The organism is Lysobacter hankyongensis, from assembly GCF_039543145.1.
Classification (GTDB): Bacteria; Pseudomonadota; Gammaproteobacteria; order Xanthomonadales; family Xanthomonadaceae; genus Lysobacter_I; species Lysobacter_I hankyongensis.
This window is the reverse complement of sequence record NZ_BAABJE010000001.1, coordinates 780195-807116: the sequence shown is the minus strand read 5'-3', so window position 1 is coordinate 807116 and position 26922 is coordinate 780195. Positions and strand designations below refer to the sequence as shown.

Here is a 26922-nt window from a genome sequence, read left to right as displayed (position 1 = left end):
GCAGGGTAACGCTTTCGTCCGCGACGGGCGATGCCCCGCGGTGCGACTCAGGCCAGCGGCAGGCGGAAGCGCAGGGTCTCGTCGTACGGGCGCCAGCCGTGGCCGCGATACAGGGCCTGGGCGTCGTGGTTGTCGGGCATGGTTTCGAGTTCCAGCCGGATCGCACCCTCGCGCTGGCCGTACTCGGCCGCCGCCGACAGCAGCGCCAGCGCCACGCCGCGACGGCGGGCGCGTTCGGCGACGTAGAGGTCGTTGAGGACGAACACCTTCGCCGCGCGCACCGAAGAGAACATCGGATAGAGCTGGGTGAAACCGGCCGGCGCGGTGTCCATCACGCCGTCGAGATGGGCGAGGAAGATCGTCGATTCGTTGCGGCTCAACCGCTCGTGCAGGAAGCGCCGCGCGGTGTCGGGGTCCTGCCGCTGTTCGTAGAAGCTGCGGTAATCGGAGAACAGCGGGACGAGGTCGCCCAGGTCCCCGAGGGTCGCGCGGCGAACGACGACGGTCAAGGCACTTCGCTCAGTTCGACCAGATAGGTCGTGGTGCCGCCGCCGATGTCGATGCGCCAGCCCTTGGTGAATTCGCTGGCATCCGTGGTGTTCCAGTTGCGCAGCGTGATGGTGGCGTTGGCAGGCTCCAGCACGCGCACACGCAGGCGGCCGGCGGTGACGGTGCTGCCGCTGACCGTGGGCTGCACCGGCACCTGCACCTGGAAGAAGGCGGTGGTGCCCGCGGCCAGGACGAAGTTGTCGCGCACGGTGAGCTTGCGGTTGGCGAAGTCGAGGTTGCGCGTCCAGCGGGTCAGCGCGGGATTGCCGCGGTAGGCGGGCGTGAGATCGGAGGCGACCGTCAGCGCGCCGTTCGCGCCGGGGGTGACGGTCATCGTCGAGGTGCTCGGCTCGCACTGGTGGACGATGCGGTCGTTCGCGGGGCTGCCGCACTGCTGCGCGCTGGTGTTGCTGCGTTCGAAGCGCAGCATGTTGTGCACTTCGGTGCCCTGCTGGATGCCGCTGCGGCTCCAGATGTTTTCGGTGACGGCCAGCCAGTCGTTCGCGAACAGGGTGAACGCACCCTGGTCCTGGTGGGCGTGGCTTTCGTTGTATTTGCCGGCGACGTAGGCCATCCACATCGCGTTGGCGTCCCAGCCGGTGCGTGCGAACAAGTGGCCGGTGCCGGTGCCGTTGTAGTACAGCTCGCTCGGCGGCGCGCCGTTGCTGCCGACCGGCAGCAGGTCGTAGCGAAAATTCGCGCCCTGGCCCATCTGCTGCACCGGAATGCCGGTCAGCCACCAGGTCGCGATGCGCTGGGCGGTGGCGTCGTTGGTCAGGTGGCGCGCTTCGAGGATCAGGCGGCGGTGGTAGTCGTAGATCTCGGGCACCGAGTTGCGCGACTGGTCGCCGATCGGCGCGAAATGGGTGCGCGTCGGCACGGTGCCGTGCACCCACCACTTGATGGTGTTGGTGGCGTGCGGATTGGCGTTCGCCAGATCGATGCCGGTGGCGTCCTTCCACATCCGGTACAGCTCGAACAGGCGCATCTGCGCGGTGCCGTAGCCGGTGCCTTCGAGGCTGCCGCCGGTGGGCATGGCGCGGTAATAGGCTTCGAGCTTCGGCAGCTTGTCGCTCTGCAGCAGGCTCATCCAGGTGGCGCTGCGCGAGGCCAGCGCCCACGACATCGTCGCTTCGATGAAGCTGTAGTGATAGTTGTTGCCGGGGTTGTCGACCGACCAGCCGCTCCACGGATGCGAGACCGCGCCCCAGCGGGCGTTCTGGTAGTTCCAGACGTTCCAGATCGCCTGTTCGGCGTATGCGGCCCAGCGCTGACGCTGGCCGGCGGTGAGGCGCGCGCTGCAGGTGTCGTAGGTCATCGCCAGGTCGGCGATCATCGGGCCGACTTCGAGATACGAATCGGCGGCGATCTCGGGGCGCTGCCCGGCCGCGATCGCGGTCTCGGCCTGCGCGACCTGCTGTTCGACCATCGTGACCGCGTGGTTGCAGTACTTCACGTCGCGGGTGATGCGGAACATCAGCGCGGAGTCGCGGGCTTCGTAGGCGTAGCCCGGGCTGCCGTTCACCGCGTTGTCGACCCAGGTGCGGAACCGCGTGTACGGCGTGCGCGCGGTGTCGACGTAAGTCAGGTTCATGGGAATGTGCAGCACTTGAGACGCCGACAGGCGTCCGGTGGTGCGGTGGGGCGCTGCGGTGCGCACGCCCGGGAGACGACCCGCGATGCGTTCGACGCCGGCCAGCGGCGTGCGCTCGGCTTCGGCGAATCGCGCGCGGAGCTCGCGCATCAGCGTCATCGGCCCGGCGATGGCGATGCCGGCGGTCGCGACCGCGACGGCGAGAAGCGCCAGCCTGCCGAGTCGGCGGGAGGCGGCAGGGCGGGCGACGGCATCGGGGGAGGGGCGGCGGTTGGGCATGGCGTGGGCTCGAATCTCGCATCCGTGGCGATCGTGTGTCGTTCGCGCCCCCTGATGCACCCGGTCCTGTCCTGTCGCGACCGGGGTGCAGCGCGTCCTGCGGAACGGCCGGCGGACCGGACGTTCCGGCAACCGCTCCGATCCGGCTGCGGCAACCTGAATCGAGTATGGCGATGCGTTCTGCGCCGAAGTGTGACGGGCCGGACTGTTGCGACAGCCTCCGACAGAAAGTGTGAATTCTGTCTCAGGCGAAAGTCAGGCCGTGTTCAGTTTGAGCTGTCTTCTTCGAGCTCGACGACGTAAGTGTCCGTCCCGCCTGCGATATCCAGCCGCCAGCCACTGCGGAATTCGGCACTGTCGACGCTGCGCCAGTCCATGGCGGTGAGGGTGGCCCCGGCCGGGGCGACGACCCGGACCCGTAGCCGGCCGGCGACGGCGGTCTGCCCGTCGATCCGGGGTTCGGACGGCAACTGCAGCTGGAACACCGCGCGGGTCCCGGCTTCCAGCGCGAACCGGTCTTCCACCCGCAGCCGGCGGCCGCCGAAATCGAGACGCCGGGTCCAGCGCCGCACCGGCGATTCCGACCCGTAGGCCGCGGCGAGGTCCGCGTCCACGCGCAGGCCGCCGTCGGCAGCGGGCGTGACGGTCATCGTCGACCGCGTGGGTTCGCACTGGTAGACCACGCGGTCGTCCGGCGGCGCGTGGCACTGCCGGGCGATCGGCGTCGCCCGTTCGAAGCGCAGCACGTTGTGGGTTTCGGTGCCCTGCTGGATGCCGCTGTGGCTCCAGATGTTCTCGCTGACCGTGAGCCAGTCGCGCGCGAACAGGGTGAAGCCGCCCTGTTCCTGGTGCGCGTGGCTTTCGTTGTAGGGGCCGGCGACGAACGCCAGCCACATCGCGTCGCGGTCCCAGCCGCTGCGCGCGAACAGATGCCCGGTGCCCGCGGCCTGATGGAACAGGGTCTCGGGCGCAGGCGCCTTCGCATCGCCCGCGGGAAGCAGATCGTGCGCGGTGTTGAAGCCGTTGCTCATCTGCGGTATCGAGATCCGCTGCAACCACCACGACGCCAGCGCCTGCGACGATGCATCCCGGCTCAGCGCGCGCGCTTCCAGCACCAGGCGGCGATGGTAGTCGTACAGCTCCGGCACCGAGTTGCGCGATTGATCGCCGATCGGCGCGAAGCGATCCAGGGTCGGCACCGTGGCGTGGACCCAGTAGGCGATGGTGTCGTTGGCGTGCGCGCTGGCGTTGGCGATGTCCTCGCCGGTGGCGTCGCGCCACAGCCGGTACAGCGCGAACAGGCGCATGTGCGCGGCGCCGTAGCCGGTGCCTTCGAGACTGCCGCCGCCGGGCAATCCTGCGAAGTAATCGATCAGCGGCGGAATCTTCTCTTCGTTGAGGAAGGTCATCCATTCGTCGTTGCCGCCGGCCAGCGCCCAGTACAGCGTCGCCTCGACGAAGCTGTAGTAGTAGTTGTTGCCGGGATTGTCGACGGACCAACCGGTCCACGGCCGCGGACGGCCGCCCCAGTGCGCGCGCAGGTGGTGCCACACGTTCCACACCGTCTGTTCGGCGAACGCCGACCAGCGCTTGCGCTGCGCCTCGTCGATGCTCGCCTTGCACGTATCCAGCGTCATCGACAGCGCGGCGATGCGCGGGCCGACTTCCAGATACGAATCGCCGGCGATCTCCGGCGCGCGGCCGTCGGCGATCGCGGCTTCGGCGTCGGCGACTTCCTTTTCCACCATCCGGATCGCGAGTTCGCAGTACTTCGGTTTCGGATCGAGCCGGTAGAGCAGCGCCGCGTCGTAGGCGGAGAAGGCGTAGCCGGGCTGGCCGGCCACCGCACTGTCGACCCAGCGCCGGAAGCGATCGTAGGCCGGCGAGGTTCTGTCGACATACGCCAGATCCAGCGGGATGCCGGGTTCGATCGGCGGCAGCGGTTTGCGCGCGGCGGATGCAGTGATGGCGGAGGCCGCAGCGGCGCCCGCCGCGTGCGCATCGCCGACCGCGGCGTTCGCGCCGGTTCGCGGGTTGCAGGCGGCCGCGAGCGCGCCGATCGCGAGCGCCGACAGCAACCGCAGCGCGAGCGTCGCCGAAGGGAACCAAGGGTCTGCGCGCATGGTCAGCGGTTGCTGTAGCTGAAGGTGAGGTTGAACACGTTCTGATCCGCATCCTGGCCGCTGGCGGTGCTGCTGCGCTCGTAGCGGCCGAGGTTGAGCATCGCGCTCCAGTGACGGGTCCAGTCGAGACGCGCGAACACGCCGTAGCGACGGGTTTCGTCTTCGCGCGACAGACGGATGTATTCGTTGTGATCGAGCGCGGCCGACACGCCGAGCATCAGGTTGCGGCGCGCGCGCCACGACGCTTCGAAGCCGCTGCCGTAGCCGTTCTGGTCGAACTGGTCGGTGTCCTCGTAGCGGATCCGGTCGAGATACGGCGAGACGTTCACGGTCCAGCGCGTGGCGGTCCACGTGTATTCGGTGTCGAGCCTGCGTTCGAGATAGGGCGAGGCGTTGACCACGGTGTCGCCGGCGACCACGCCCGCCGGCGGTCCGGTGTCTTCGCCGATCTCGGCGAGACTGTCGGCGGCCACGTCGGAGAACTGACTGGTGAGACTCGCCTCGAATCGATGCAGATCGCTCGGCCGCCAGGTCAGCGACGTGCGCAGCAACGGGTCGCTGCGCGCATCGGCGAAGCCCGGCAGCGGGCTGCGGTAGCGCAAACGTGAATAACCGGCGTCCACCGCCAGATCCACGCGGTTGAGGGTGCGCGACCAGCGCACGAACAGCTCCGAACGGGTGTAGTCGCGGGCCACGGTCTCGCGCTCGAAATCCACGCGTTGATGCTGCGCGTTGAAGGCCAGCCGGCTGGTCGGACTCAGTCGCTTGATCGCGCGCAGCGCGATTTCGTTGCGCTCGGAATTGAATTCGTCGGTGATCTCGGCTTCGCTGCGGATGTGGCGCAGTTCGCCGACGCCGCGCCAGCCGTCGCCCCACTCGAAGTTGAGCGTCGGCCCGGCCGACAACACGTTCACCTGCTGCCGGTTGCCCGGCGAATCCGGCGCGAGCGTGTCCACCGGCTGCAGGGTGAGATTGTCGACCACGGAGAAACTCAGGCGCTCGGGGATCGCCACCCAGTTGACGCGGCCGACGAGCGTGGCGTCGACGCTGTCGTCGAAGCGATCGTCGCCGTAGCGCCGATATTCGGTGCGGCCGGTGACCCGCGCCTGCAGCACCGAAGTGTCGTGCACGATTTCGAAGCCGAGCCCCGGGCGCAGCAGGGTGATCGCGATCGGATCGGCGGGCGCGAGCAGCAGGTTGTCGTTGCGTTCGATCGCGAGATCGACGATGTAGTCGACGCGCAGCGCCAGTGCGGCGTTCGGTGCGGCGCCGGCGGCGACGGCGAGCATCGCGATGCAGAGGCGTTGGCGATGCATGCGGCCTCCGTATGCGCCTCAGGGGCGCCGGTTGAACACCACGCCGGCGAATTTCTCCGGCGGGAAACTGGCGACGGCCTTGTCGATGGCCTCGGTGCCGACCTGGCCGTAACCCACGACCAGCACCACCAGATCGGCGAGATCGGACAGGATCCGCGCGTCCGGCGAGCCCTGCACCGGCGAACCGTCGAGGATGAGGTGGCGGTTGCCCTGGTGCGCGCGCAGCGAATCGATCATCGCGCGCATGCGGAACGCGCTGAAACTTTCGCCCGGCGTTTCGCGGATGCGGCCGGCGGGAATCAGCTTCAGTCGCGGCACGCCGGTGGGATAGACCACGTCGTCGAGCGACAACGCGTCGTTCTCGAGATAGTCGATCAGTCCACCGCGCTCGGCCGAGACCTGCAACGCATCGCCCTGCGCCGGATGGGTGGCGTCGCAGTCGATCAGCAGCGCCTGCTTGGTGTCGTCGAAGGCGAAGGCCGCGGCGAGATTGCGCGCGACGTAACTGCCGCCGCAGCCGTGGCGCACCGGCGCCACCAGGGTGACGAAATTCCGGCTCTCGCCCTGCGGGCCGCCGGCGAGCGCGATCAGCCGCGTGCGCAGTTCGCGGAAGGCGTCCGCGTGCGTGCGCACCGATTCGTGGCGATGGATCAGGCGGCGCTCTTCGAGCTGGCGCGTGGTCAGCGCCTGCTCCTGCCGCGCGCCCGCCAGGGGAAGGCGGCGCTCGTGCCGGTCGTCGCGGTCGTGGTCGTTCATGCGTGTATCTGCTTGAAAAGGTAGACCAGTCCGTAGGCGACGATCACCGATCCGAGGATCGAGGCGCTGAGCGACATCCGTGCGAATTCGCGGCGACGGTCGCGCGGGGTGCGATAGCCCGGGACCACGGTGAGCACCGGGTAGTTGCCCTGGCGTTCGATCTGGCCGGGTGCGCGCACGCGCGGGTCGAAGCGCACCAGCAGGAACAGCAGGCCCAGCGGCACCGCCACCGCGGCCGCCAGCCCACCCAGCGCGAAATGCATGAAGCGCAGGCCGCTGGGACGCAGCGGCATCTGCGCCGGATCCTGGATGCGCATGGTCAGGCCGCGGCGTTCGCGATCCAGCTCCATCGACACCCGGGCGTTTTCGCGCCGACGCAGCATGTCCTGGTAGATGTCGCGGTTCACTTCGTAATCGCGGGTGAGTTCGGCCAGCGTGCTCTCGGACGCGGCGATGCGCCGGCTGCGGCCGAGTTCGCCGTCGAGCAGACCCTCGGACGCGGACATCCGCGACTGGATCGCGGCGATCTCGCGCCGGGTTTCGGCGAGACGGCTGCGCAGTTCCTGGTACATCGGGTTGACCCGCGCTTCGGCCTCGTTGCGCGTGCCCGGCTGCTGGCGACGGTTCTGGTCCTCCGCCATCGCGGTCTGGATGTCGGCCATCTGGTGACGGATGCGCACCACGTCGGGATGCTTGTCGGTATAGCTCAGCAGCAGCGTATCGAGCTGGTTCTGCAGTTCCAGCAACTGCGTGCGGTACAGCGTTTCGCGGGTCTGCACCGAGGTCACCGCCGATTCGCCGGACAGCTGCGACGCCAGCGCGTCCTCGCGCGAGCGCAGTTCCATCAGGCTCATGCGGGTCTGCTCGACCTGGGTGCGCAGCGCGCCGATCCGGGTCGTGACGTCGGTGGCGCTGCCCGGCTGCGCGTCCGCGTTGGCGGAGCGATAGTCCTGCAGGTTCGCTTCGGCCTCGGTGAGCTTGCGGTGGTAGTCCGCCACCTGCTTGTCGATGAATTCGTAGGCTTCGCGGCTCTCGCGTTCCTTGCTGGCGAGGCTTTCCTCGATCAGCAGATTCGCCATCGCGTCGGCGACCTTGAATGCGCGTTCCGCATCGTTGTCGTGGTAGGTGATCTGGACCAGATTCTCGCGGGCGTTGGTGATCTGGGTGCGGTCGCGGATCTGTTCGATCAGTTTGTCCTGCACCGCCGCCGACGGCCGGTCGGCCATCCAGCCTCCAGCCTCCAGCACCTGGCTCATCACCCTGCGCCCGAACACCACGGTCCGCGCCAGACCGGCGCGGTCCACGGCGCGGGTGGCATGGGCGCGGTTTTCGAGCAGCGGCTGGATGATGTCGCTTTCCTGCGCCAGCACCGAGGTCGAAGCCACGTACTTGCGCGGCAGCAGGAACAGCCCGGCGAGCAGCGCGAGCAGCGCGATCACGGCGAAGATCGACACCAGTACCAGCTGGTAACGCCGCGCTTCGTGCAGCAGCGCCGGAATCAGCTCGTTCGGCGCGAGTGCGGACGAGGCGCCCTGCGCGCCCGCGCGGGCGGCCGGCGTGCGCCGGAGCGGAAGCATCGGGGCGCTCATCAGAACGTCCGCTCCGGCACCGTGATCACGTCTCCGGGGGCGACCGGATAATTGGTCGCGAGATCGCCGCGATTGAGGATGCGGTCCAGCTTCACCTCGAACGTGCGCGAGGCGTCCCCGGTCCGGCGATGCAGTTCAGAGCGGTCCGGCGCGGCGAATTCGGTGAGACCGCCCGCGGCGAGCACCGCGTCGAGCACGGTCATGCCGGGGCGATAGGGCACCGACACCGGCTGTCGCACGGCGCCGGTCACGCGCACCCGCGACAGGTATTCGTGGCTGCGCAGTTCGGTCAGGATCACCGCCACCTGCGGGTCGCGGACATAGGCCGCGAGCTTCTCCTGAATGTCCTTCGCCACTTCGGGCGGGGTGCGGCCGCCGGCGAGCACGTCGCCGATCAGCGGCACCGAAATCATGCCGTCGGGCCGCACCGGCACGGTGATCCCCAGCTCGGGATTGCGCCACACCGCCACCTGGACCTGATCGTCGACACCGATCCGATAGGCATCCACCGCCTGGGTCTGCACCGCATCCATCGGTGGCGCGCCGGCGGGGGTATTCCCGGTGGTCGCGCAGCTGGCAAGGATGAGCGACAGGCACAGGGCCCAGACGCATCGGATCATGGACATTCGTTCCCCCCGGATATTCGCTTGAATTGTAACGGGATTCGGGAAAGTTTGAGGCCAGTCACAAAATTGCGCGCAGCCATGGGTCGTCTCCCGCCCGAACAGGCCGAGGGAAACCAGCAGGCGTCATGCCAGCCTTGTGCCGACCGACCCCCCAGGGCCGCGAGTGGCGGAAGCGCATGGCTTGACAGTCGCGAAGCGCAATGGGAAGTTAATTAGGAAATTACTTAACTGGCGAATTCCTCATGGACCGCGTTTTCGAAGCCCTGTCGTCCACCCCGCGCCGCAGGATCCTCGCCTATCTCAATGGCGGAGAGTTGACCGCCGGGGACATCGCCTCCCGGTTCGATTTCAGCAAGCCCGCACTGTCCGCGCATCTGCGGATCCTCGAAGACGCCGGCCTGATCACCCGCGAGAAGCGCGGCCAGTACGTGTACTTCCAGCTGGTCCCCGACCGCCTCGCCAACACCGTCTTCGCCTGGGTGTCCGAGCTCTGCCCGCAGGGGCGGCCGCTCAAGCGCGAGAGCCGCGCGCGTGCGAAGGCCGCGAACACGCCGCCGGTCGCCGGCGAGCCGACAGACGATATGCATGCCCCCGACAAGCATGCCCCCGACATGGAGGAACCCGCATGACGCCGACCGCCCGCCGTCTCCACACGTTCCCGACGGCGCACCTGCCGTCGCTCTCCGGCGGCCTGCCGGTGGAGGTGGTGCTGGTCGCGCAGATCGGCATCGGCGCGGGGACCGCGCTGATCGGCCACACCGCCGCCCTGCAGCGCGGACACGACGCCTTCGTCGATGCGCTCGACGAGCCTTCGGCCCGGATCGGTGGCGCCGATTTCGCCCGCGGCGACGCGACCTCGCTCTACAGCTTCGTGGTCGGGGCCGAAGGGCATCCCTTCCATCGTCACGCCGGGCACCGGGTGTTCACGGCGATCTCCGGCAGCGGCGGTGCGCTGCTGCGCTTCTCCACCGCGTCGCAGGCGCAGATCGAGCGCGATCCGCAGGCCTTCGTCGACGCGCTGCGCCACGTCGAGATTCCGCCGGACTGCCTGTTCACGGTGCGGTTCGGCGGCGGCACCTGGCACCAGTTCCTGCCGCGCGATCCCGATGCCGGCCACCCGGCGCTGTTCGCGCTGTCCTGCCATACCAACGAACTCGGCGGCGACCTCGACGCCCGCCAGCGCGAGACCGTGCTGGCCAACGCCGCGGACATTCCCACCCTGACCGAACTCTTGCCCGAGCGCGTCGCCGCGCGCCTGGCGATGCTGGATCCGGCGGCCGTGCCGACCATCGCGCTGTCGTTGACCGCAGCCACCTCATCGTTGCGCGGGCGCGCCTGCGCGCGGATCCGACGCGTGCTGGGCCATGCGCGTCGCCGGCTCGGCGCATGGCGGCGTCCGGCGGGTTTTCTGGACGATGCCCGCGGCCGTGTCGTGACGGCGCTCGATGCGCCGCCGCCGCATTCGCTGCTGCGCGCGCAGTTCGCCGATGGTTTCGATCACGAGGACAGCTTCGCGATGGAGATTCCGATCGCCGAGCTGCCGTCGGCGTCTGCGACCGTGCTGCTGTCCGGTCTGCTCGACGGGTTCGTGCGCAATCCGCCAAGCGGCGTCGCCCGGCTGATGCGCCTGCGCAACGTGCTGGTGAAGCCGCTGGGCCTGCGCACCTCACCGTTGGGTTGCCCGGTGTCGTCGCTGTTGAACGATGCGCCGCAGCGTTTCGCCGGCCGCCATCCGGTGCTCGCGCAGTCGGTCGATGCCGGCGATCGCTATGCCCAGGTCGTCTTGGGTGCCGACGACAAGCATCTCTCGTTCCGGTCCTGCGTCGGGGTCGAACTGCTGCCCGGCGGCACCGCGCGCGTTTCGCTCGGCACCCGCGTGCGCAACCGCAATCTCTTCGGCGCCTTCTACATGCGCGCGATCGATCGCACCCACCGCGGTTATGTCGCACCGGCGATGCTGCGGATGGCGGCGTCGCATCTGCGCATGACGGCCGCGCGGCCGCAGCCGATGTTCCTGCGCGATGCCGTGAGCTTGGGATGAGCACGATCGAAGCCGGCAAGGTTGCGGTGTACTACAACAGCGCCTGCCCGGTGTGCCGCGCCGGCGTCGAATGGGAACAGGGTCGGGCGTCGTCGTGCGAGATCGAATGGATCGATGTGCACCACGCACCCGATGCCGTCGCAGACGTGGGCGCCGGGCTTGAGGACGTGCGCGAGCGTTTGCACGTCCGCGATGCGGAAGGTCGTGTGCTGGTTGGCGCGGACGCGGTGGCGTTCGTGATGGGGACCCGGCCCGGGCAACGCTGGCTGGGCCGATTGTCGGCGCTTCCCGGGGTGCGGTCGGTGATGCGATGGGCCTACGACGCCTTCGCGCGCGTCCTGTATCGATGGAATCGCGGCAGGGGGCGGTGGTAACCCCCTGCCGCTCCGGAGAAAGACAGCGGCCTGAAGGCCGCTCGACCGGTGCGTCCGCTCGAAAGTCTGGGCAGCCTTTCAGCCTTCCCAGGCCGGCAGTTTCTTCTTCACCGCCACGTTCTTCAGCGTGACGTACTTCGGAAGTCCGTCGCGGCCGTACGGCGGCGGGGCTTCGCCGCGGATCAGCGGTTCGAGATAGGCGCGCGCGGCGGCGGTGATCCCGTAGCCGTCCTTGCGCAGGAAATTCGCCGGCATCGTCTTCTCGTGGTTCGCCACCTTCTCCAGCGGCGCCGCTTCGATCTTCCACTTGTACGGCGCGTTCGACGTGCGCTTGATCACCGGCATCGTCGAGTTCAGGCCCTTCAGCGCGAACTGCACGGCGGCCTTGCCGGCGGCCATGGCCTGGTCGAGGTCGGTCTTCGAGGCGATGTGCCGCGCCGAGCGCTGCAGGTAGTCGGGCAGGGTCCAGTGGACCTTGTAGCCGAGTTCGTCCTTGACCTTGCCGGCGAGATACGAGGCCACGCCGCCGAGCTGGGTGTGGCCGAAGGCGTCCTTGCCGCCGCCGGCGTCGGCGACGAAGGTGCCATCGGCGGTGCGGATGCCTTCCGACGCCACCACCACGCAATAGCCGACCTTCGCGACCACCTTCTTCACGTTGGCGAGGAAGTCGGCCTCGTCGTAGGCGCGTTCGGGGAACAGGATCAGATGCGGCGCTTCGTCCGGGCCGTTGCCGGCCAGACCCGCGGCGGCGGCCAGCCAGCCGGCGTGGCGGCCCATGGCTTCGTAGACGAAGACCTTGGTCGAGGTCTCGGCCATCGCCGCGACATCGAAGGCGGCCTCGCGCACGGAGACCGCGGTGTACTTGGCGGCCGAGCCGAAGCCCGGGCAGCAGTCGGTCACGGCCAGGTCGTTGTCGATGGTCTTGGGCACGCCGATGCAGGTCAGCGGATAGCCGAATTCGGCGGCCAGCTTCGACACCTTCAGCGCGGTATCGGCGGAATCGTTGCCGCCGTTGTAGAGGAAGTAGCGGACGTCGTGGGCCTTCAGCACATCGAGCAGGCGCTCGTACTTCGCCCGGTCCTGTTCCAGCGACTTCAGCTTGAAGCGGCAGGAGCCGAAGGCGCCGCCCGGGGTGTGGGCGAGGGCGCGGATGGCCGCGGCCGATTCCTTCGAGGTGTCGATCAGGTCCTCGCGCAGTGCGCCGAGGATGCCGTTGCGGGCGGCCAGGACCTTGATCTTGCGGGCGCGGGCCTCGGCGATGACGGCGGAAGCGGAGGCGTTGATGACGGCGGTGACGCCGCCGGACTGGGCGTAGAGGAGTTTTCCGGATGCCATGGGAGTCTGTCGATGGGGACGGGGCGGCGCCGGTCGCGCGACGGATCGGGCGGGCGCATCCGGACCAGTCTAGCCGCGTTTGTGCAGGTCGCCGACCCCGCGGACACCGTTCTCCCGGTGTCCCTCGCTTTTGGTCGTAGACGGGTTGGGCCCGCGGCGGCGAGCGGTTAAGCTGGGGAGGTTGCGGCCCAGCGGCAGCCTCCCGGCGCCGGGGCCCGGTTCTTCTTATTTCTATGGAGCATGCGATGCGACTGGTTCTCCTCGGCGCCCCGGGATCGGGCAAGGGTACTCAAGCGGCACGACTGAAGGATCATCTGCAGGTGCCGCATATTTCGACCGGCGACCTGCTCCGCGCGGAAGTCGCGGCCGGCTCGGCCCTCGGCCTGCAGGCCAAGGCGGTGATGGATCGCGGCGATCTGGTGTCCGACGAGATCCTGCTCGGCATGCTCGAAGACCGCCTCTCGCGCCCGGACGTGTCCGGCGGCTTCATCCTCGACGGCTACCCGCGCAACCTCGCCCAGGCCGATGCCCTCGGCCAGTTGCTCGCCCGCATCGGCCAGCCGATGGACCACGCCGTGCAGCTCGATGTCGATACCGACCTGCTGGTGGAACGCATCGCCGGCCGCGCCAAGGAACAGGGCCGCGTCGACGACAGCCCCGAATCGGTCCGCAACCGTCTCAACGTCTACAACCAGGTCACCGCCCCGGTGGTCGACTACTACCGCCAGCGCGGCATGCTCAAGGTGGTCCATGGCGAAGGTTCGATGGACGATGTGTTCAATCGGATCCTCGAAGCCGTCGCAGTGGGGACCGAGGTCGGCTGAGCCCCTGCTCAAGCAGCGGACCACCGGCATTCTGGTGGTCCTGCTGGTCGCATGCTGCGCCCTGCTCTTTCTGCCAACGATCCGCGCACGCGGGCCTGCCCACGATGCGTGCCGCGAGGCCGGGGCCTCGCTCGAGTACTTCCCGGAATCGAATTCCCGCGCGCAGCACGAATCGGGTCATCGATACGCCTCATACCTGTCGGGCTTCGGGGAACCATCGCTTTCCTGTGCCACGCGGGCGCCGGTCTATCGCTTCCTCTGGGTCCGTTCGTTCCATGGGCCGCTCATCGTGCGCGTCGATCGCCGTGGCGACACATGGCATCTCGTCGCCGTGGAACGGGTGTCGTCGGATGGCAAGCGCTTCGACACCCGGCGCGTGGCGCGCATGCTGACTCGCGACGAAGGCCGGAGACTTGAGCTCGCGCTCGCTCGAGCGAACCTGTTCGAAACGCCCTCGCGTGCGAGGCTGGATGGCCTGGACGGTGCGGAGTGGGTCGTGGAAGCCCGCGATGCCGATCGCTATCGCCTCCATGAAGAATGGTCTCCGCGAGAAGGTCCCGTCCGCGAGATCGGGGAAGCGCTGCTGTCGCTGACGGGCTGGCGTTTCGGGCCGCGTGACATCTACTGATCCTCGCCGCCCGGTTTCGCCTCCCGCCGATTTCGATCCATGCGGTAGGATGCGCCGGAAAGTCACCTTCCATCGAGACGCTAGACCTTGAAACTCCACATCCTCGGCATCTGCGGCACCTTCATGGGCGGCGTCGCCGCGTTGGCGCGCGAGCGCGGCAACGTGGTCGAAGGCAGCGACCAGTCGGTGTACCCGCCGATGTCCACGCAGTTGGAACAGCTCGGCATCGCGCTGCGACAGGGCTATCGGCCCGAGAACATTTCCGCCGACTGCGACGAGATCGTGATCGGGAATGCGCTGTCGCGCGGCAATCCGGCGGTCGAAGACGTGCTGGATCGCGGCCTGCACTACACCTCGGGCGCCGCGTGGCTGCGCGAACACGTGCTGCCGGGCCGCGACACGCTGGCGGTGGCGGGCACCCACGGCAAGACCACGACCACGACCATCCTGAGTTTCCTGCTGGACCGCGCCGGCCGCGATCCCGGCTTCCTGATCGGCGGGGTCGCCGAGGATTTCGGCGTCTCCGCGCGCCTCGGCGGCGGCCGTGAGTTCGTGGTCGAGGCCGACGAATACGACACCGCGTTCTTCGACAAGCGCAGCAAGTTCGTGCACTACCGGCCGCTGGTGGCGATCCTCAACAATCTGGAATACGACCACGCCGACATCTTTCCGGACGTCGCCGCGATCCAGCGCCAGTTCCACCATCTGGTGCGCACCGTGCCCGGGCGCGGGCGCCTGATCGTCAACGGCGACGATGCGCGTCTGGACGAAGTGCTGGCGATGGGTTGCTGGACGCCGATCGAACGCTTCGGCCTGCTGCGCGAGGGCATGGCCGACGATGCATTCCACTGGGGCGCGCGGTTGATCGTGGCCGACGGCAGCGCGTTCGCGGTGTATCGCAACGGCGAAGCGGTGGGCGAGGTGCGCTGGCCGATGCTCGGCCTGCACAACGTCCTCAACGGCCTCGCGGCGCTGGCCGCATGCAACGCGGTGGGCGTCGAGCCGTCGACGGTCATCCCGGCGCTGGCCGAATTCCGCAGCGTGAAGCGTCGGCTGGAAGTGCTGGGCGAGGCGCGGGGCGTGACCGTCTACGACGATTTCGCGCATCACCCGACCGCGATCCGCACCACGCTGGAAGGCCTGCGCGCGAAGGTCGGCGCGGCGCGCATCGTGGTCGCGATGGAACCGCGCAGCAATTCGATGCGGCTCGGTGCGCATGCCGATGCGTTGGCGCCGTCGCTCGACATCGCCGACGCGGTGGTGTTCCTGCATCGCCCCGAATTGACCTGGGACGCGGCGAAGGTCGTCGCCGCCATCCGCGGCGACGCGCGCACCGTGCCCGATGCCGACGCGCTGATCGAAGCGTTGCGCGGACTCGCACGCGATGGCGACCACGTCGTGTTCATGTCCAATGGCGGTTTCGACGGCGCGCCGCGGCGCTTCCTGGCCGCACTGGGCTGATCCGCGCATGGCCGATTCGCTGCCGCTGTTTCCGCTGCGAACCGTGCTGGTGCCGGGCGGTTCGCTGGGCCTGCGCATTTTCGAAACCCGCTACCTCGATCTGGTCCGCGACTGCGGTCGCAGCGGCACCGGTTTCGGCGTGTGCCTGATCCTGGACGGCGGCGAAGCGGGACAGCCGGCGACGCCCGCGATGGTCGGTACCGAGGCGCGGATCGAGGATTTCGGCAAGAGCGATGACGGCCTGCTCACCCTGCTGGTGCGCGGCACGCGCCGTTTCCGGGTGCGCGAGACCCACGTGCGCGACAACGGGCTGCTGGTGGGCCAGGTGGATTGGCTCGATCCCGACCCCGACGACGAGCTGCGTCCGCAGCATGGCCTGCTCGGCAGCCTGTTGCGGCAGGCGATCGATCAGGTCGGCGGCGAACATGCGGATGCGCCGCCGGCGCGTTTCGACGAAGCCGCGTGGGTGGGCTGGCGGCTGGCGGAACTACTGTCGGTCACGCATGCGCAGCAGCAGGCGCTGCTGGAGGAAGACGACCCGCACGCGCGTCTGGACCGGTTGCTCGCGCTGATTGCCTGAGCCGCCGGCGACGGTTCAGTTCGCGGTCTTCGTCCTGCCGGTGCGCAGGCGCAACACCTGCAGTTCGCCCTGCGGATGCGTGCCTTCGGCGCTGTCGAACCCGGCCAGCGCACTGCGCACCCGCGCATGCGCCATGCCGTCGTCGGCGACCGGCATCCACAGTCCGAACGCGGGAATCGGGCGGCTCCAGCGCAGCGTCTGGGTGCTGCCCACCCACAGCGGTTCGCCTTCGTCCAGCAAGACCGGCGCGCGCCAGATGCGCAGCACGTGGATTTCGCCGGGTCGCGCACCGGGGCGTCGCAGCAGCAGACTTTCGGCCTCCGCGTCCAGCGTCGCCGGCAGCACCGGTTGCCGCGGCAGCGGGCGCTTGGGATCCAGCAGGCCCAGCGTGGCGACCCAGTTCGCCTGCGGTTGCACCTGCCATCCGTCCGTTTCGAGCCGCGCGCGGATCGGCGCCAGGGGGCCGGCGATCTGCAGATCCAGCGGCCAGCGCCGGCTTTCGTCGCGCTCGTCGCGGCGCGCGGGCAACGTGGCCCAGTCGGCACGCCACCAGGCATCCGTGGCGAGCGAGCGCGTCGGTGTCGGCGGCACGAACTGGGCCAGCACGCCGTCGATGGCGCGCGGCGCATGCCACAGCACCGCCACCGCGAAACTGAGATAGAAGACCGTGGCCACCGGGCGCATCCAGAAGGAACGGCCGATATGCCGGCGGTAGGCGATGCCCAGCACCAGCAGCCAGAGAATGCCGAACAGCGCGCCGCCGACGATGTCGCTCAACCAGTGCGCACCGAAATACAGGCGCGCGAATCCGAGCAGCGCCACCGCGGCGCCGGCTACCAGATACGGCCAGACGCGCTGGCGCCCGGGCAACTCGCGTGCGATCAGCACCGCGAAGAAGCCGAACACGATGGTGAGCATCGTCACCGGGAACGACGGAAACCCGAAGCCGCTGACCGCGGTGGGCGGTCGCGGCATGTCCACCGACAGTCCGAGGAAGGCGGTGAACACGACCCCGAACGCCACCGCCGCGACCCAGTGCAGCGCGGCGGAGAACCTGCGGCGCCACAGCAGCCAGCCGAGGGTCAGGCCCAGCGCCGGCAACAGCACCTGCAGATCGCCGATCGAGGCCACCGCCGCCAGGAAGCGGTCGGCCAGCGGATTGCGCAGGGTGGCCATGGCGGTATGGACCTGATGATCCAGCGCCAGCGGCCCGCCCTTGGCCATCACCACCGCCAGCAGCGCGAACCAGCCCCAGCCGATCGCGGTGAGGCACATCGCCAGCATCGCCAGCGCCGCCGATTCCGGGCGGTTCTGCTGGATCAGCGGCGCGGCGTAGCGGGCCAGACGCGGGTGCGCGCGGGTCCATTTCAGTGCGCGCGCCAGCAGCCGGTCGGCATGGCCGACGAACCAGCGATACGTATAGAGCACCACGGCCCAGACCAGCGCCAGCACCGCGACCAGCGCCAGCAGCACCAGCGCCAGGCGGTCCGCGACTGCGGCCACCGCATCGTAGGAGGCGCCGAAGACCCAGCCGGGGGCGAGGAAACAGGCGGCCCACAGCACCGCGGCGACCAGGCTGGCCGGGACGTAACGCTTCAGCGGCATCCGCAGCATGCCGGCCACCGCGGGCACGAACGGCCGCACCGCGCCGACGAAGCGGGCGATCACGATGCCCTTGCTGCCGTGCTTGCGGAACATGCGTTCGCCGCGATCGATCAACTGCGGATAGCGCCGGAACAGCCAGTGCTCGCGCATCGACGGGCCCCAGCGGTGACCCAGCCAGTAACTGAAGGCGTCGCCGGCGAAGGCGCCCAGCGCGGCGCAGGCCAGGGCGTAGGGGCCGTCGAGGTGGCCCAGGCCGATGAGCGTGCCGACCGCGAACAGCAGTGGCAGCGCGGGGATCACGATGCCCACGACCGCCAGCGCATCGCAGAACGCGATCAGGAAGATCACGCCGCCGGCGGCGACGGGATGCGCCCCGATCCATTGGGTGATGTTCTCAAGCCATGCGCTCGTCATCCGGCCATTATGGCAGGCGACCACCATCGACCGCCCGCAGGCCCGGCTGCGGGCGGCGCGGCCTTACAATCCGGTCATGTCTCCCGACGCCATCGAATTGCAGGCCCTCAAGGCCGACAGCTTCGGCCGGATCGCGCTGATGCGCGGTGCCGCCGGGCTGTTCGTGCGTCGCGATCTGGCGCATGTGCCGCTGTGGCTGCGATTGCCGGCGTGGTGGCTGGCCCGGCGCGAGGCGCGCGGGTTGCGGCAGGTGCTGGGTGCCGAGGCCGTGCCGCAACTGCTCGGCTGGGACGGTCGCCGGCTCGATCGCAGCTATCTCGACGGCGCGGCGATGTACCAGCGACCGCCGCGCGGCGACCGCGCCTATTTCCGGCTGGCCCGCCGCCGTCTGCAGTCGCTGCACCGGCGCGGCCTGGCCCACAACGATCTGGCCAAGGAAGCGAACTGGCTCGTGCTCGCCGACGGCACCCCGGCGATCATCGATTTCCAGCTCGCGGTCTGCGGTCGCCCGCGTTCGCGCTGGATGCGCCTGCTGGCGCGCGAGGACCTGCGCCATCTGCTCAAGCACAAGCGCACGTACTGCCCCGAGGCGCTCACCCCGGTCGAACGCCGGCTGCTGAAACGGCACTCGTGGGTGCGCGACCTGTGGTTCCGTACCGGCAAGCCCATGTACCGTTTCGTGACCCGGCGGCTGCTGAAATGGGAAGACAATGAAGGCCAGGGGCCCAAACCATGACCCCCAACCATGACAACCACCGAGTTGAGAATCCATCCATGACCACGCTCGCCGGCAAGACCCTCTTCATCACCGGCGCCTCGCGCGGCATCGGCCTGGCCATCGCCCTGCGCGCTGCGCGCGACGGCGCCAACGTCGCCATCGCCGCGAAATCCGCGGTCCCCAATCCCAAGCTGCCCGGTACCATCCACAGCGCCGCGGCGGCGGTGGAAGCCGCGGGCGGAGCCGCGCTCGCGCTGAAATGCGACATCCGCGAGGAGGACGAGGTCCGTGCCGCGGTCGCCGCCACCGTCGACGCCTTCGGCGGCATCGACATCCTGATCAACAACGCCAGCGCGATCTGGCTGCGCGGCACGCTCGATACGCCGATGAAGCGTTTCGACCTGATGCAGCAGGTCAATGCCCGCGGCAGTTTCCTCTGCGCCCAGGCCTGCCTGCCGCACCTGCTGCAGGCGCCGAACCCGCACATCCTCACGCTTGCGCCGCCGCCGAGCCTGGCGCCGCGCTGGTGGGGGCCGCACACCGGCTACACCCTCGCGAAGATGGGCATGAGCTTCGTCACCCTCGGACTGGCCGCGGAATTCGGCCCGCAGGGCGTCGCGGTCAACGCCCTGTGGCCGCGCACGGTCATCGCCACCGACGCCATCAACATGATTCCCGGGGTCGATGTGGCGCAGTGCCGCCGGCCCGAGATCATGGCCGACGCCGCGCAGGCGGTGCTGACCCGACCTGCCGCCGGCTTCCACGGCCGCTTCCTGATCGACGACGAGGTGCTGGCCGAGGCCGGCGTCACCGATCTCTCGGTCTATGCCGTCGACCCGTCGCAGCCGCTGCTGCCGGATCTGTTCCTCGATTGAGCGACTCGACTGAGCGCGCCTCGACCGATCGTTTCCTCCCCCCGGAATCCCCGATGAAATATCTGCACACGATGATCCGCGTCCGAGACCTCGACGCGACCCTGCGCTTTTTCTGCGAAGGCCTGGGCCTGAAGGAAACCCGGCGCATGGAGAACGCGGCCGGCAAGTTCACGCTGGTGTTCCTCGCCGCCGACGAAACCCCGAACGCCGAGGTCGAGCTGACCTACAACTGGGGCTCGGAAGAAGACTACGGCTCCGCCCGCAACTTCGGCCATCTCGCCTTCCGGGTGGAGAACATCTACGACACCTGCGCGCGCCTGCAGGCGATGGGCTACACCATCAACCGTCCGCCGCGCGACGGTCACATGGCCTTCGTGCGCTCGCCGGACCTGATTTCGGTGGAGCTGCTGCAGGACGGCCACCTGCCGCCGCAGGAGCCGTGGGCGTCGATGCCGAACACCGGCGTCTGGTGATGGCGATGCATGACGACACCACGACGCTGGTCGAGAAGGGCCAGCGCTATTACCTGCCGGTCTACAAGCCGCGCCATCTGATTCTCGAACGCGGGCAGGGCAGCCGGCTCTGGGACATCGACGGTCGCGAGTACATCGATCTGGCCGGTGGCATCGCGGTCTGCGGCCTCGGCCACTGCGATCCCGATCTGGTCGCCGCGCTGACCGCACAAGCCGGCAGGCTCTGGCATACCAGCAACGTGTTCTACAGCGAACCGCCGGTGCGCCTCGCCGAAGAACTCGTCGTCGCGTCGCGTTTCGCCGAGCGCGCCTTCCTCTGCAACTCCGGCGCCGAGGCCAACGAGGCCGCGATCAAGCTCGCGCGCAAATGGGCCAGCGCCCAAGGCCGACCGCCGGAGCGCCGCGTCATCGTCACCTGCCACGGCAGTTTCCACGGCCGCACCCTGGCCACGGTCACCGCGACCGCACAGCCGAAATATCAGGCCGGCTACGAGCCGCTGCCCGGCGGGTTCCGCCACGTCGACTTCAACGACCTCGATGCGCTCGACGCGGCGATGGCTGCCGGCGACGTGTGCGCGGTGATGCTGGAACCGGTGCAGGGCGAGGGTGGGGTGATGCCGGCGCGCGACGGGTATCTGGCCGGCGTGCGCGCGCTCTGCGACCGTCACGACGCCTTGCTGGTGCTCGACGAAATCCAGTGCGGCATGGGCCGCACCGGCCCGCTGTTCGCGCATTGGGGCGATGGCATCGTCCCGGATATCGTCACCCTCGCCAAGGCGCTGGGCGGCGGGATGCCGATCGGCGCGATGCTGGCCGGCCCGAAGGTCGCCGAGGCGATGCAGTTCGGCGCCCACGGCACCACCTTCGGCGGCAACGCGCTGGCGGCGGCGGTCGCGCGCGTGGTCCTGCGCAAGCTGCAATCGCCGCAGATCGTCGCCAACGTCGAGGCGCAGAGTCGCGCGCTGCGCGATGGCCTCGCCGCGATCGATCGCGAGCTGGGGCTGTTCGCCGAGGTCCGAGGCCGCGGACTGATGCTCGGCGCGGTGCTTGCGCCTGTTTATGCAGGGCGTGCCGGCGAGATCCTCGATCTCGCCGCGGCCGAAGGCCTGCTGATGCTGCAGGCCGGCCCGGACGTGCTGCGTTTCGTGCCGGCGCTGAACATCGCCGACGACGAGATCGCCGAAGGCCTGACGCGGCTGGCCCGGGCGCTGCGGGTCTTCGCTGGCGTCGAGGCCTGACTATCTGTCGGAGGGCGGCGACGCCGGCACATCGAAGGCTTCCTGGTCGATGGCGGGTTCATCGAGGGCTTCGAGCATCAGCATCAGTTGCGACCGAAGTTCCTCGATGGTATCGCCGTAAACGTAGGTCGGCATTTCGTGTCGCGATACGGGATTTCCGTCTGCGTCGTAGTACACGTCATGGATGCGAAGACCCGCATCCCCGCGAACGACACGGTAGTTCCATGTCATGAGGCGCTCCATTCCGGTCAGGCCAACGCCTGTCGCAGGTCCTCGATCAGATCGTCGACATGCTCCAGGCCTACCGACATCCGCAGGAGATTCTGCGGTGAGCGCGGGTTCGGGCCTTCCACCGAGGCGCGATGCTCGATCAGCGATTCGCAGCCGCCCAGGGACGTGGCGAGCGTGAAGATGCGGACCTTCGACGCCAGCGCCAGCGCGGCCTCGCGGCCGCCATGCACTTCGATGCTGAGCATGCCGCCGAAATCGCGCATCTGCCGCGCGGCGACGGCGTGGCCCGGATGCGACGCCAGACCGGGATAGTTCACGCGCTCGACCTGCGGTTGTTCGGCGAGGAAGGCGGCGACCGCGCGTGCATTCGCGCAGTGCATCGCCATCCGCGCACCCAGCGAGCGGCAGCCGCGCAGGATCAGCCAGGCGCTGAACGGCGCCAGGGTCGCGCCGGTGATGTGCAGCCGGTGCGCGACCTTCGCGCTCAGCGCGCCCTGTTCGGCGAACACCAATGCGCCGCCGAGCACGTCGCTGTGGCCGCCGAAATACTTCGTGGTCGAGTGCATGACGACATCCGCGCCCAGCGCCAGCGGGCGCTGCAGCAGCGGGGTGGCGAAGGTGTTGTCGGCGACGACGACGGCGCCGGCCGCGTGGCCGATCCGCGCCAGCGCGGCGATGTCGCTGATCTTCATCCGCGGGTTGGACGGCGTTTCGATCCACACCATCGCCGTCGGCTGCGCGCAGGCCGCGCGCACTGCGTCCAGGTCGCCCATGTCGACCATCACCGCCTCGATGCCGCGTTCCGGCAGATACTCGGCGCACAGCATGCGCAGGCCGGTGTAGCAGTCGTCGGGGATCAGCACGCGCGCGCCGTTCGGCAGGCATTCCAGCAGGGTCGTCATCGCCGCCATGCCCGAGGCGAACGTCGCCGCCTCCGCGCCGCCTTCCAGCGCGGCCAGCGCCTCGCGCAGGCGATCGTTGGTTGGATTGCCCTCGCGCTGATACTCGTAACCTGCGACGCGCTCGCCCGCTGGACCATGGCGGAAGGTGGTGGCCAGATGGATCGGCGGCGCCACCGCGCCGGTGGCGGGGTCGGCTTCGTTGCCGGTATGGACCGAGACGGTTTCGGGACGCAGCGCGCTCATGCCCGCAGCTCCGCGAACGACCCCTTCGCGGCCTCGATCGTCGCTGCGATCACCGCGTCATCGTGGGCCATCGACAGGAAGCCGGCCTCGAACGCCGACGGCGCCAGATACACGCCGTGTTCCAGCATCGCGTGGAAGAAGCGGTTGAATGCAGCGGTATCGCCCGCGGTGGCCTGGGCGTAGGTTTCGACTTTCTCCGCCGTGAAGAACAGGCCGAACATGCTGCCGACGCGGTTGGTGCTGAAAGGCACGCCGGCGTCCTGCGCCGCCGCTTCGAGACCCGCGCACAGGGTCGCGGTGCGCGCGTCCAGGGTCTCGTAGAAACCCGGCGCCTGGATCAGTTCCAGCATCGCCAGACCGGCGGCCATCGCCACCGGATTGCCGCTGAGCGTGCCGGCCTGGTAGATCGGGCCGCTCGGCGCGATCTGGCGCATCAGGTCGGCGCGGCCGCCGTACGCGCCCACCGGCATGCCGCCGCCGATGATCTTGCCGAAGGTGCTCAGGTCCGGGGTGATGCCGTACACCGCCTGCGCGCCGCCCAGGGCGACGCGGAAGCCGGTCATGACTTCGTCGAAGATCAGCAGCGCGCCGTGCTGCGTGCACAGGTCGCGCAGATGCTGCAGATAGCCGGCGCGCGGCGGGATGCAGTTGGCGTTGCCGACGACAGGTTCGATGATCACCGCCGCCACTTCGCCGCCGATCTCGTCGAACAGGCGGGTCGCGCCCTCGAAATCGTTGTAGCTGAGCGTTGCGGTCAGCTCGCTCAGGCCCGCGGGCACGCCGGGCGAGGTCGGCACGCCGAGGGTCAACATGCCCGAACCGGCCTTCACCAGGAACGAATCGCCGTGGCCGTGGTAGCAGCCCTCGAACTTCACGATCCGATTGCGCCCGGTGGCGCCGCGCGCCAGCCGGATCGCCGACAGCGTGGCCTCGGTGCCGGAATTGACCATGCGCACCATCTCGCAACTCGGAATCAGCCGCGTGATGGTCTCGGCCATCGTCACTTCCAGCGGATTCGGAGTGCCGAAGCTCAAGCCGTTGCGGGCGGTGCCGATCACCGCCTCCAATACTTTGGGGTGATTGTGGCCGGCGATCATCGGCCCCCACGAACCGACGTAATCGATGTAACGGTTGCCGTCGGCGTCGAACAGATACGCACCGTCCGCGCGTTCGACGAAGAACGGTTCGCCGCCCACCGATTTGAAAGCGCGCACCGGCGAATTGACGCCGCCGGGCATCAGGTTCTGGGCGCGGGTGAACAGATCGTGGGAACGCTCGGTCTTCATCAGGATCTCGTCGGTCAGGTGGGGAATTCGGGGGCGGTGGATTCGAACGCGGCACGGTAGGCGCGCGCGGCAGCCGGAGGGTCGGGGGCGTCGAAGACCCCGCTGATCACGGCCAGCAGGTCGGCACCGGATGCGACCAGACCACGCGCATTGTCCGGGGTGATGCCGCCGATGGCCACTCGTGGCAGCCGGAGTTCTGCGCTATCGCGCAGCAGATCGAGCGACGCGCGGCGGGCGTTCGGCTTGGTCGAGGAGGGGAAGAAGGCGCCGAAAGCGATGTAGCTCGCACCCGCCGCCGCGGCCGCCCGCGCCAGTGCGAGGTCGTCGTAGCAGGAGACGCCGATGATCGCGTTCGCACCCAGCCGTGCGCGGACCGCGGCCGGGTCGCCATCGTCCTCGCCCAGATGCACGCCGTCCGCGCCGATGGCGATCGCCAGGTCGGCATAGTCGTTCGCGATCAGCGGCACGCCTGCTGCGCGACATAGCGGCAGCAGTGCCGCCATCTGGCGGTGCCGCAACGCGGCGTCGGCGGTCTTGTTGCGGTACTGCAGCAGTGCCGCATGGCCCAGCACGGCGCGCACGCGATCGAGCAGCCGCTCGGTGTCAGGCTCGTCGGGGGTGATCAGGTACAGCCCGCGCAGCGGCGGGACGGGAAGCGGGGACGGGGTCATCTGGAGGATCTGCCGCACAACCGGCAGAATACGCATTCTGGATACAAGGACATTATCCGATGAACGCCGCCGATGAGGCCTCACGCCGCTACCGCTGCACCACCTGTCACCACATCTACGACCCGGCCGAGGGCGATCCGGACGCCGGCATCCCGCCGGGTACGCCCTTTTCCGCGCTGCCGGACGACTGGTTCTGCCCGCAATGCGGCGCCACCAAGGCAGACTTCGAACCGTTGCCCTGAGGCCGTCGGCGCGCTTCCGGCGCGGCGCACGGGATGGGACAATCGTTGTTTCCCTCGAACCCGAGACTTTCCCCGATGAGCGATGTTGCAAGCCCTGTTGTCTATCGCACCTGGATGTGCGTCGTCTGCGGTTTCATCTACGACGAGGCCAAGGGACTGCCGGATGAGGGCCTCGCACCGGGCACCCGCTGGGAAGACATCCCCGACACCTGGACCTGCCCCGACTGCGGCGTGACCAAGAGCGACTTCGAGATGGAAACGATCTGAGCCGCCCGGCAGACTGCTGAACAAGCGCGTCAGGACGATCCCGGCCGGCAGCTTCGGCCGGAATCGGCGCGCAAGCGATTGATTCGTCGAGAGTGAGTCCAAGTCTGCGCAGGATTCCCCGCATCACGTTTTTCCGTTGATTGAGCCGGTTCTCTCGGATCAACCCGTCAGGCCTGAATACGGTTCAGTGCAGGGGCTGTCGACGGACGCCCTGTTCCACCAGCCGATGGCGGATCGCCTCGGCGTCTTCCGCTTCCGGATTCGTCTGCAGATACCGGGCCAGATCGCGGGCCGCGCCGATCGAGTGGCCCAGCTCCGAATATCCCAGTCCCCGGTCGCGCAGGGCGTCGGCGTTGTCCGGCAGCAGCCTCAGGATGCGGTCGGCGCAGCGTACCGATCGCGCCCAGTCGCCATTCTCCGCATACAGCGCATGCAGGTTGCGCAGCATCCGCACCAGGATCGCTCGCGGCGGGGCGGGGTCGAGGATCTGCATCAGGGCCTCGTCCGGTACGTCTTCGCCGAAATGCGGCCGGGCCCGCTGCCGGAGCTCGTCCGCGTTCAGCGGGCGCCCGCGATTGAATGGGTCCATCACCAGCACGCCGTCATCCACCGGCAGCCGGACCAGGAAATGCCCGGGGAAGGAGATGCCGTCCAACGGCACCCCAAGCCGGCGCGCCACTTCCATCTGTACGACTGCCAGGGAGATCGGATTGCCCAGACGCCGGGCCAGTACCTCGTTCAGGTAGCTGTTCCGGGGGTCGTAGTACTCGTCGTGATTGCCGGCATAGCCCAGCTCGTCGAACAGCCGATGGTTGATCGCCTGCATCTTCAGGGGGGCGCTGTCGATCGTCGTGACTTCCTCGCGCAACGAGGCGACATGGGCCTCGACCATCGCATTGCAGGCGGCCGGGTCCAGTTCCGGGTACTCGTCGTGCGCGATGAGCAGCGCGCTGCCGAGCAGCGGAATCTGGTCGTCGTCGAGGCCGGCCAATGCCGACCAGTCGGGGAGGGTGAACAGCGTGGTCATGGTTCAAGACTGCGGTCTGCCCCGTCGCGGTACAAGGCCCACCAGCCGCCGATTCAGCGTGCGGGCGGAATGTCCGGACCGAAGGTCAGCGTCGCCCCATCCTTCAACCCCAGCTTGGCCGCTTGCCCGGCGTTGAGCTCGAGCACATACAGAGCGGGCGCATTGCTGGGATAGGGCGGGCAACGATTGCCGAGCGAACACGGGGGCACGTCGCGCTGTTGCGCGACCAGCTTCCGATCCTTGTCGAAGTACAGGATGTCGAGAGGAATCTTGGTGTTCTTCATCCAGTACGCCTGCGGCGATTGATGATCGTGGATGAAAAGCATGCCGCGATCGTCCTCCATCGACTCGCGGAACATCAGTCCACGCGCGCGCTCTTCATTGTCGTCGGCGATTTCAACCTCGAATCGCTGCCCCTGCAGCTCCACCCAATGTTCCTGCGCGTTGCCGCAGCCGCTCGCGAAAATGCTTAAAAACAGGACTGCGACGCCAGAGATACGCATGGACGAACTCCCTCGGTTGGAATTGCGATTGTTGTTGCGACCATTCCGGAGTGCGCGTCCGGCGTCAAGATGTACCGATCATCGACCGCCTCTTCCCAAACGCTTTGTTGCCGTGCACAATGCGCGCCCTCGCAACGGTGTCCGCAGGATTC

General features: G+C 68.7%; 27 protein-coding genes and 1 pseudogene. 13 read left to right on the top strand and 15 right to left on the bottom strand.

Annotated elements, in window-relative coordinates; all coding sequences use genetic code 11:
• Window positions 1–47 precede the first annotated feature (47 nt).
• The 7 genes from ABD974_RS03670 to ABD974_RS03640 all read right to left on the bottom strand — a co-directional run bounded on the left by ABD974_RS03670 (window position 48) and on the right by ABD974_RS03640 (window position 8826).
• The gene (locus tag ABD974_RS03670) at window positions 48–509 is read right to left on the bottom strand and encodes a GNAT family N-acetyltransferase (protein WP_345301887.1); all 462 of its coding nucleotides are present in this window, start codon (window positions 507–509) and stop codon (window positions 48–50) included.
• On the bottom strand, window positions 506–2422 hold the full coding sequence (locus ABD974_RS03665) for a hypothetical protein (RefSeq protein WP_345301886.1): 1917 nt from the start codon (window positions 2420–2422) through the stop codon (window positions 506–508). The genes ABD974_RS03670 and ABD974_RS03665 overlap by 4 nt, the downstream gene beginning before the upstream one ends.
• Window positions 2423–2688: 266 nt before the next feature.
• A complete protein-coding gene (locus tag ABD974_RS03660) occupies window positions 2689–4545 on the bottom strand; it encodes a hypothetical protein (protein WP_345301885.1) in 1857 nt (618 codons plus the stop codon).
• A gap of 2 nt (window positions 4546–4547) precedes the next feature.
• Window positions 4548–5861, bottom strand: coding sequence for a hypothetical protein (locus ABD974_RS03655; protein WP_345301884.1), 1314 nt, complete (start codon window positions 5859–5861; stop codon window positions 4548–4550).
• A gap of 18 nt (window positions 5862–5879) precedes the next feature.
• Window positions 5880–6617 carry a P-loop NTPase family protein gene (locus ABD974_RS03650; RefSeq protein ID WP_345301883.1) on the bottom strand — a complete coding sequence of 246 codons (738 nt, stop codon included), beginning with the start codon at window positions 6615–6617 and terminating at the stop codon, window positions 5880–5882.
• Complete coding sequence (locus ABD974_RS03645) at window positions 6614–8206, bottom strand: XrtA system polysaccharide chain length determinant (protein ID WP_345301882.1); 1593 nt, start codon at window positions 8204–8206, stop codon at window positions 6614–6616. Before ABD974_RS03645 ends, ABD974_RS03650 begins: the two co-directional genes overlap by 4 nt.
• Window positions 8206–8826, bottom strand: a complete 621-nt coding sequence (locus ABD974_RS03640) for an XrtA/PEP-CTERM system exopolysaccharide export protein (protein ID WP_345301881.1) — start codon at window positions 8824–8826, stop codon at window positions 8206–8208. The genes ABD974_RS03645 and ABD974_RS03640 overlap by 1 nt, the downstream gene beginning before the upstream one ends.
• A gap of 248 nt (window positions 8827–9074) precedes the next feature.
• On the opposite strand from ABD974_RS03640, the pseudogene ABD974_RS03635 reads away from it, so the two are divergent.
• The 3 genes and pseudogenes from ABD974_RS03635 to ABD974_RS03625 form a co-directional block, all read left to right on the top strand.
• Window positions 9075–9371, top strand: a pseudogene (locus ABD974_RS03635) (metalloregulator ArsR/SmtB family transcription factor); the annotation flags it as partial.
• Between the two features lie 86 nt (window positions 9372–9457).
• A complete protein-coding gene (locus ABD974_RS03630) occupies window positions 9458–10873 on the top strand; it encodes a DUF2867 domain-containing protein (protein ID WP_345301880.1) in 1416 nt (471 codons plus the stop codon).
• Window positions 10870–11247: a thiol-disulfide oxidoreductase DCC family protein gene (locus ABD974_RS03625; protein WP_345301879.1), complete on the top strand. Its 378-nt coding sequence runs from the start codon at window positions 10870–10872 to the stop codon at window positions 11245–11247. The genes ABD974_RS03630 and ABD974_RS03625 overlap by 4 nt, the downstream gene beginning before the upstream one ends.
• Before the next feature lie 78 nt (window positions 11248–11325).
• Here the strand turns inward: ABD974_RS03625 and ABD974_RS03620 are convergent, their stop codons facing one another.
• A complete protein-coding gene (locus ABD974_RS03620; protein WP_345301878.1) occupies window positions 11326–12582 on the bottom strand; it encodes a 6-phosphofructokinase in 1257 nt (418 codons plus the stop codon).
• 245 nt (window positions 12583–12827) lie between these two features.
• Here ABD974_RS03620 and ABD974_RS03615 point away from each other — a divergent pair, with 245 nt between their 5' ends.
• From ABD974_RS03615 to ABD974_RS03600, 4 genes are all read left to right on the top strand, one after another.
• On the top strand, window positions 12828–13406 hold the full coding sequence (locus ABD974_RS03615) for an adenylate kinase (protein WP_345301877.1): 579 nt from the start codon (window positions 12828–12830) through the stop codon (window positions 13404–13406).
• 34 nt (window positions 13407–13440) lie between these two features.
• Window positions 13441–14034, top strand: a complete 594-nt coding sequence (locus ABD974_RS03610; RefSeq protein WP_345301876.1) for a hypothetical protein — start codon at window positions 13441–13443, stop codon at window positions 14032–14034.
• A gap of 87 nt (window positions 14035–14121) precedes the next feature.
• Window positions 14122–15495, top strand: coding sequence for a UDP-N-acetylmuramate:L-alanyl-gamma-D-glutamyl-meso-diaminopimelate ligase (mpl, locus tag ABD974_RS03605; protein ID WP_345301875.1), 1374 nt, complete (start codon window positions 14122–14124; stop codon window positions 15493–15495).
• A gap of 7 nt (window positions 15496–15502) precedes the next feature.
• Complete coding sequence (locus tag ABD974_RS03600; protein ID WP_345301874.1) at window positions 15503–16075, top strand: LON peptidase substrate-binding domain-containing protein; 573 nt, start codon at window positions 15503–15505, stop codon at window positions 16073–16075.
• A gap of 15 nt (window positions 16076–16090) precedes the next feature.
• Here ABD974_RS03600 and ABD974_RS03595 read toward each other — a convergent pair whose 3' ends face one another.
• Window positions 16091–18094: a bifunctional DedA family/phosphatase PAP2 family protein gene (locus ABD974_RS03595; RefSeq protein ID WP_345301873.1), complete on the bottom strand. Its 2004-nt coding sequence runs from the start codon at window positions 18092–18094 to the stop codon at window positions 16091–16093.
• Between the two features lie 76 nt (window positions 18095–18170).
• Between ABD974_RS03595 and ABD974_RS03590 the strand changes: the two genes are divergently transcribed.
• Genes ABD974_RS03590 through ABD974_RS03575 form a run of 4 tightly spaced genes read left to right on the top strand, consistent with a single transcriptional unit; the run spans window position 18171 to window position 21398 of the window.
• Window positions 18171–18830, top strand: a complete 660-nt coding sequence (locus ABD974_RS03590; RefSeq protein ID WP_345301872.1) for a protein kinase family protein — start codon at window positions 18171–18173, stop codon at window positions 18828–18830.
• Between the two features lie 38 nt (window positions 18831–18868).
• The gene (locus ABD974_RS03585; protein WP_345301871.1) at window positions 18869–19687 is read left to right on the top strand and encodes an SDR family oxidoreductase; all 819 of its coding nucleotides are present in this window, start codon (window positions 18869–18871) and stop codon (window positions 19685–19687) included.
• 53 nt (window positions 19688–19740) lie between these two features.
• On the top strand, window positions 19741–20160 hold the full coding sequence (locus ABD974_RS03580) for a VOC family protein (protein ID WP_345301870.1): 420 nt from the start codon (window positions 19741–19743) through the stop codon (window positions 20158–20160).
• Between the two features lie 5 nt (window positions 20161–20165).
• The gene (locus ABD974_RS03575; protein WP_345301968.1) at window positions 20166–21398 is read left to right on the top strand and encodes an acetylornithine transaminase; all 1233 of its coding nucleotides are present in this window, start codon (window positions 20166–20168) and stop codon (window positions 21396–21398) included.
• Here the strand turns inward: ABD974_RS03575 and ABD974_RS03570 are convergent, their stop codons facing one another.
• Genes ABD974_RS03570 through thiE form a run of 4 tightly spaced genes read right to left on the bottom strand, consistent with a single transcriptional unit; the run spans window position 21399 to window position 24731 of the window.
• The gene (locus tag ABD974_RS03570; RefSeq protein ID WP_345301869.1) at window positions 21399–21641 is read right to left on the bottom strand and encodes a hypothetical protein; all 243 of its coding nucleotides are present in this window, start codon (window positions 21639–21641) and stop codon (window positions 21399–21401) included.
• Window positions 21642–21646: 5 nt separating this feature from the next.
• Window positions 21647–22774 carry a trans-sulfuration enzyme family protein gene (locus ABD974_RS03565; RefSeq protein ID WP_345301868.1) on the bottom strand — a complete coding sequence of 376 codons (1128 nt, stop codon included), beginning with the start codon at window positions 22772–22774 and terminating at the stop codon, window positions 21647–21649.
• Complete coding sequence (hemL, locus tag ABD974_RS03560) at window positions 22771–24060, bottom strand: glutamate-1-semialdehyde 2,1-aminomutase (protein WP_345301867.1); 1290 nt, start codon at window positions 24058–24060, stop codon at window positions 22771–22773. The genes ABD974_RS03565 and hemL overlap by 4 nt, the downstream gene beginning before the upstream one ends.
• A 14-nt stretch (window positions 24061–24074) precedes the next feature.
• Complete coding sequence (thiE, locus tag ABD974_RS03555; protein WP_345301967.1) at window positions 24075–24731, bottom strand: thiamine phosphate synthase; 657 nt, start codon at window positions 24729–24731, stop codon at window positions 24075–24077.
• A 59-nt stretch (window positions 24732–24790) separates the two neighbouring features.
• Here thiE and rd point away from each other — a divergent pair, with 59 nt between their 5' ends.
• Both rd and ABD974_RS03545 read left to right on the top strand, forming a co-directional pair.
• Window positions 24791–24973, top strand: a complete 183-nt coding sequence (rd, locus tag ABD974_RS03550; protein WP_345301866.1) for a rubredoxin — start codon at window positions 24791–24793, stop codon at window positions 24971–24973.
• 75 nt (window positions 24974–25048) lie between these two features.
• Window positions 25049–25240, top strand: coding sequence for a rubredoxin (locus ABD974_RS03545; protein WP_345301865.1), 192 nt, complete (start codon window positions 25049–25051; stop codon window positions 25238–25240).
• A gap of 184 nt (window positions 25241–25424) precedes the next feature.
• Here the strand turns inward: ABD974_RS03545 and ABD974_RS03540 are convergent, their stop codons facing one another.
• Window positions 25425–26267, bottom strand: a complete 843-nt coding sequence (locus ABD974_RS03540; protein ID WP_345301864.1) for a SirB1 family protein — start codon at window positions 26265–26267, stop codon at window positions 25425–25427.
• 53 nt (window positions 26268–26320) lie between these two features.
• Complete coding sequence (locus tag ABD974_RS03535) at window positions 26321–26770, bottom strand: DUF192 domain-containing protein (protein ID WP_345301863.1); 450 nt, start codon at window positions 26768–26770, stop codon at window positions 26321–26323.
• Window positions 26771–26922: the final 152 nt, after the last annotated feature.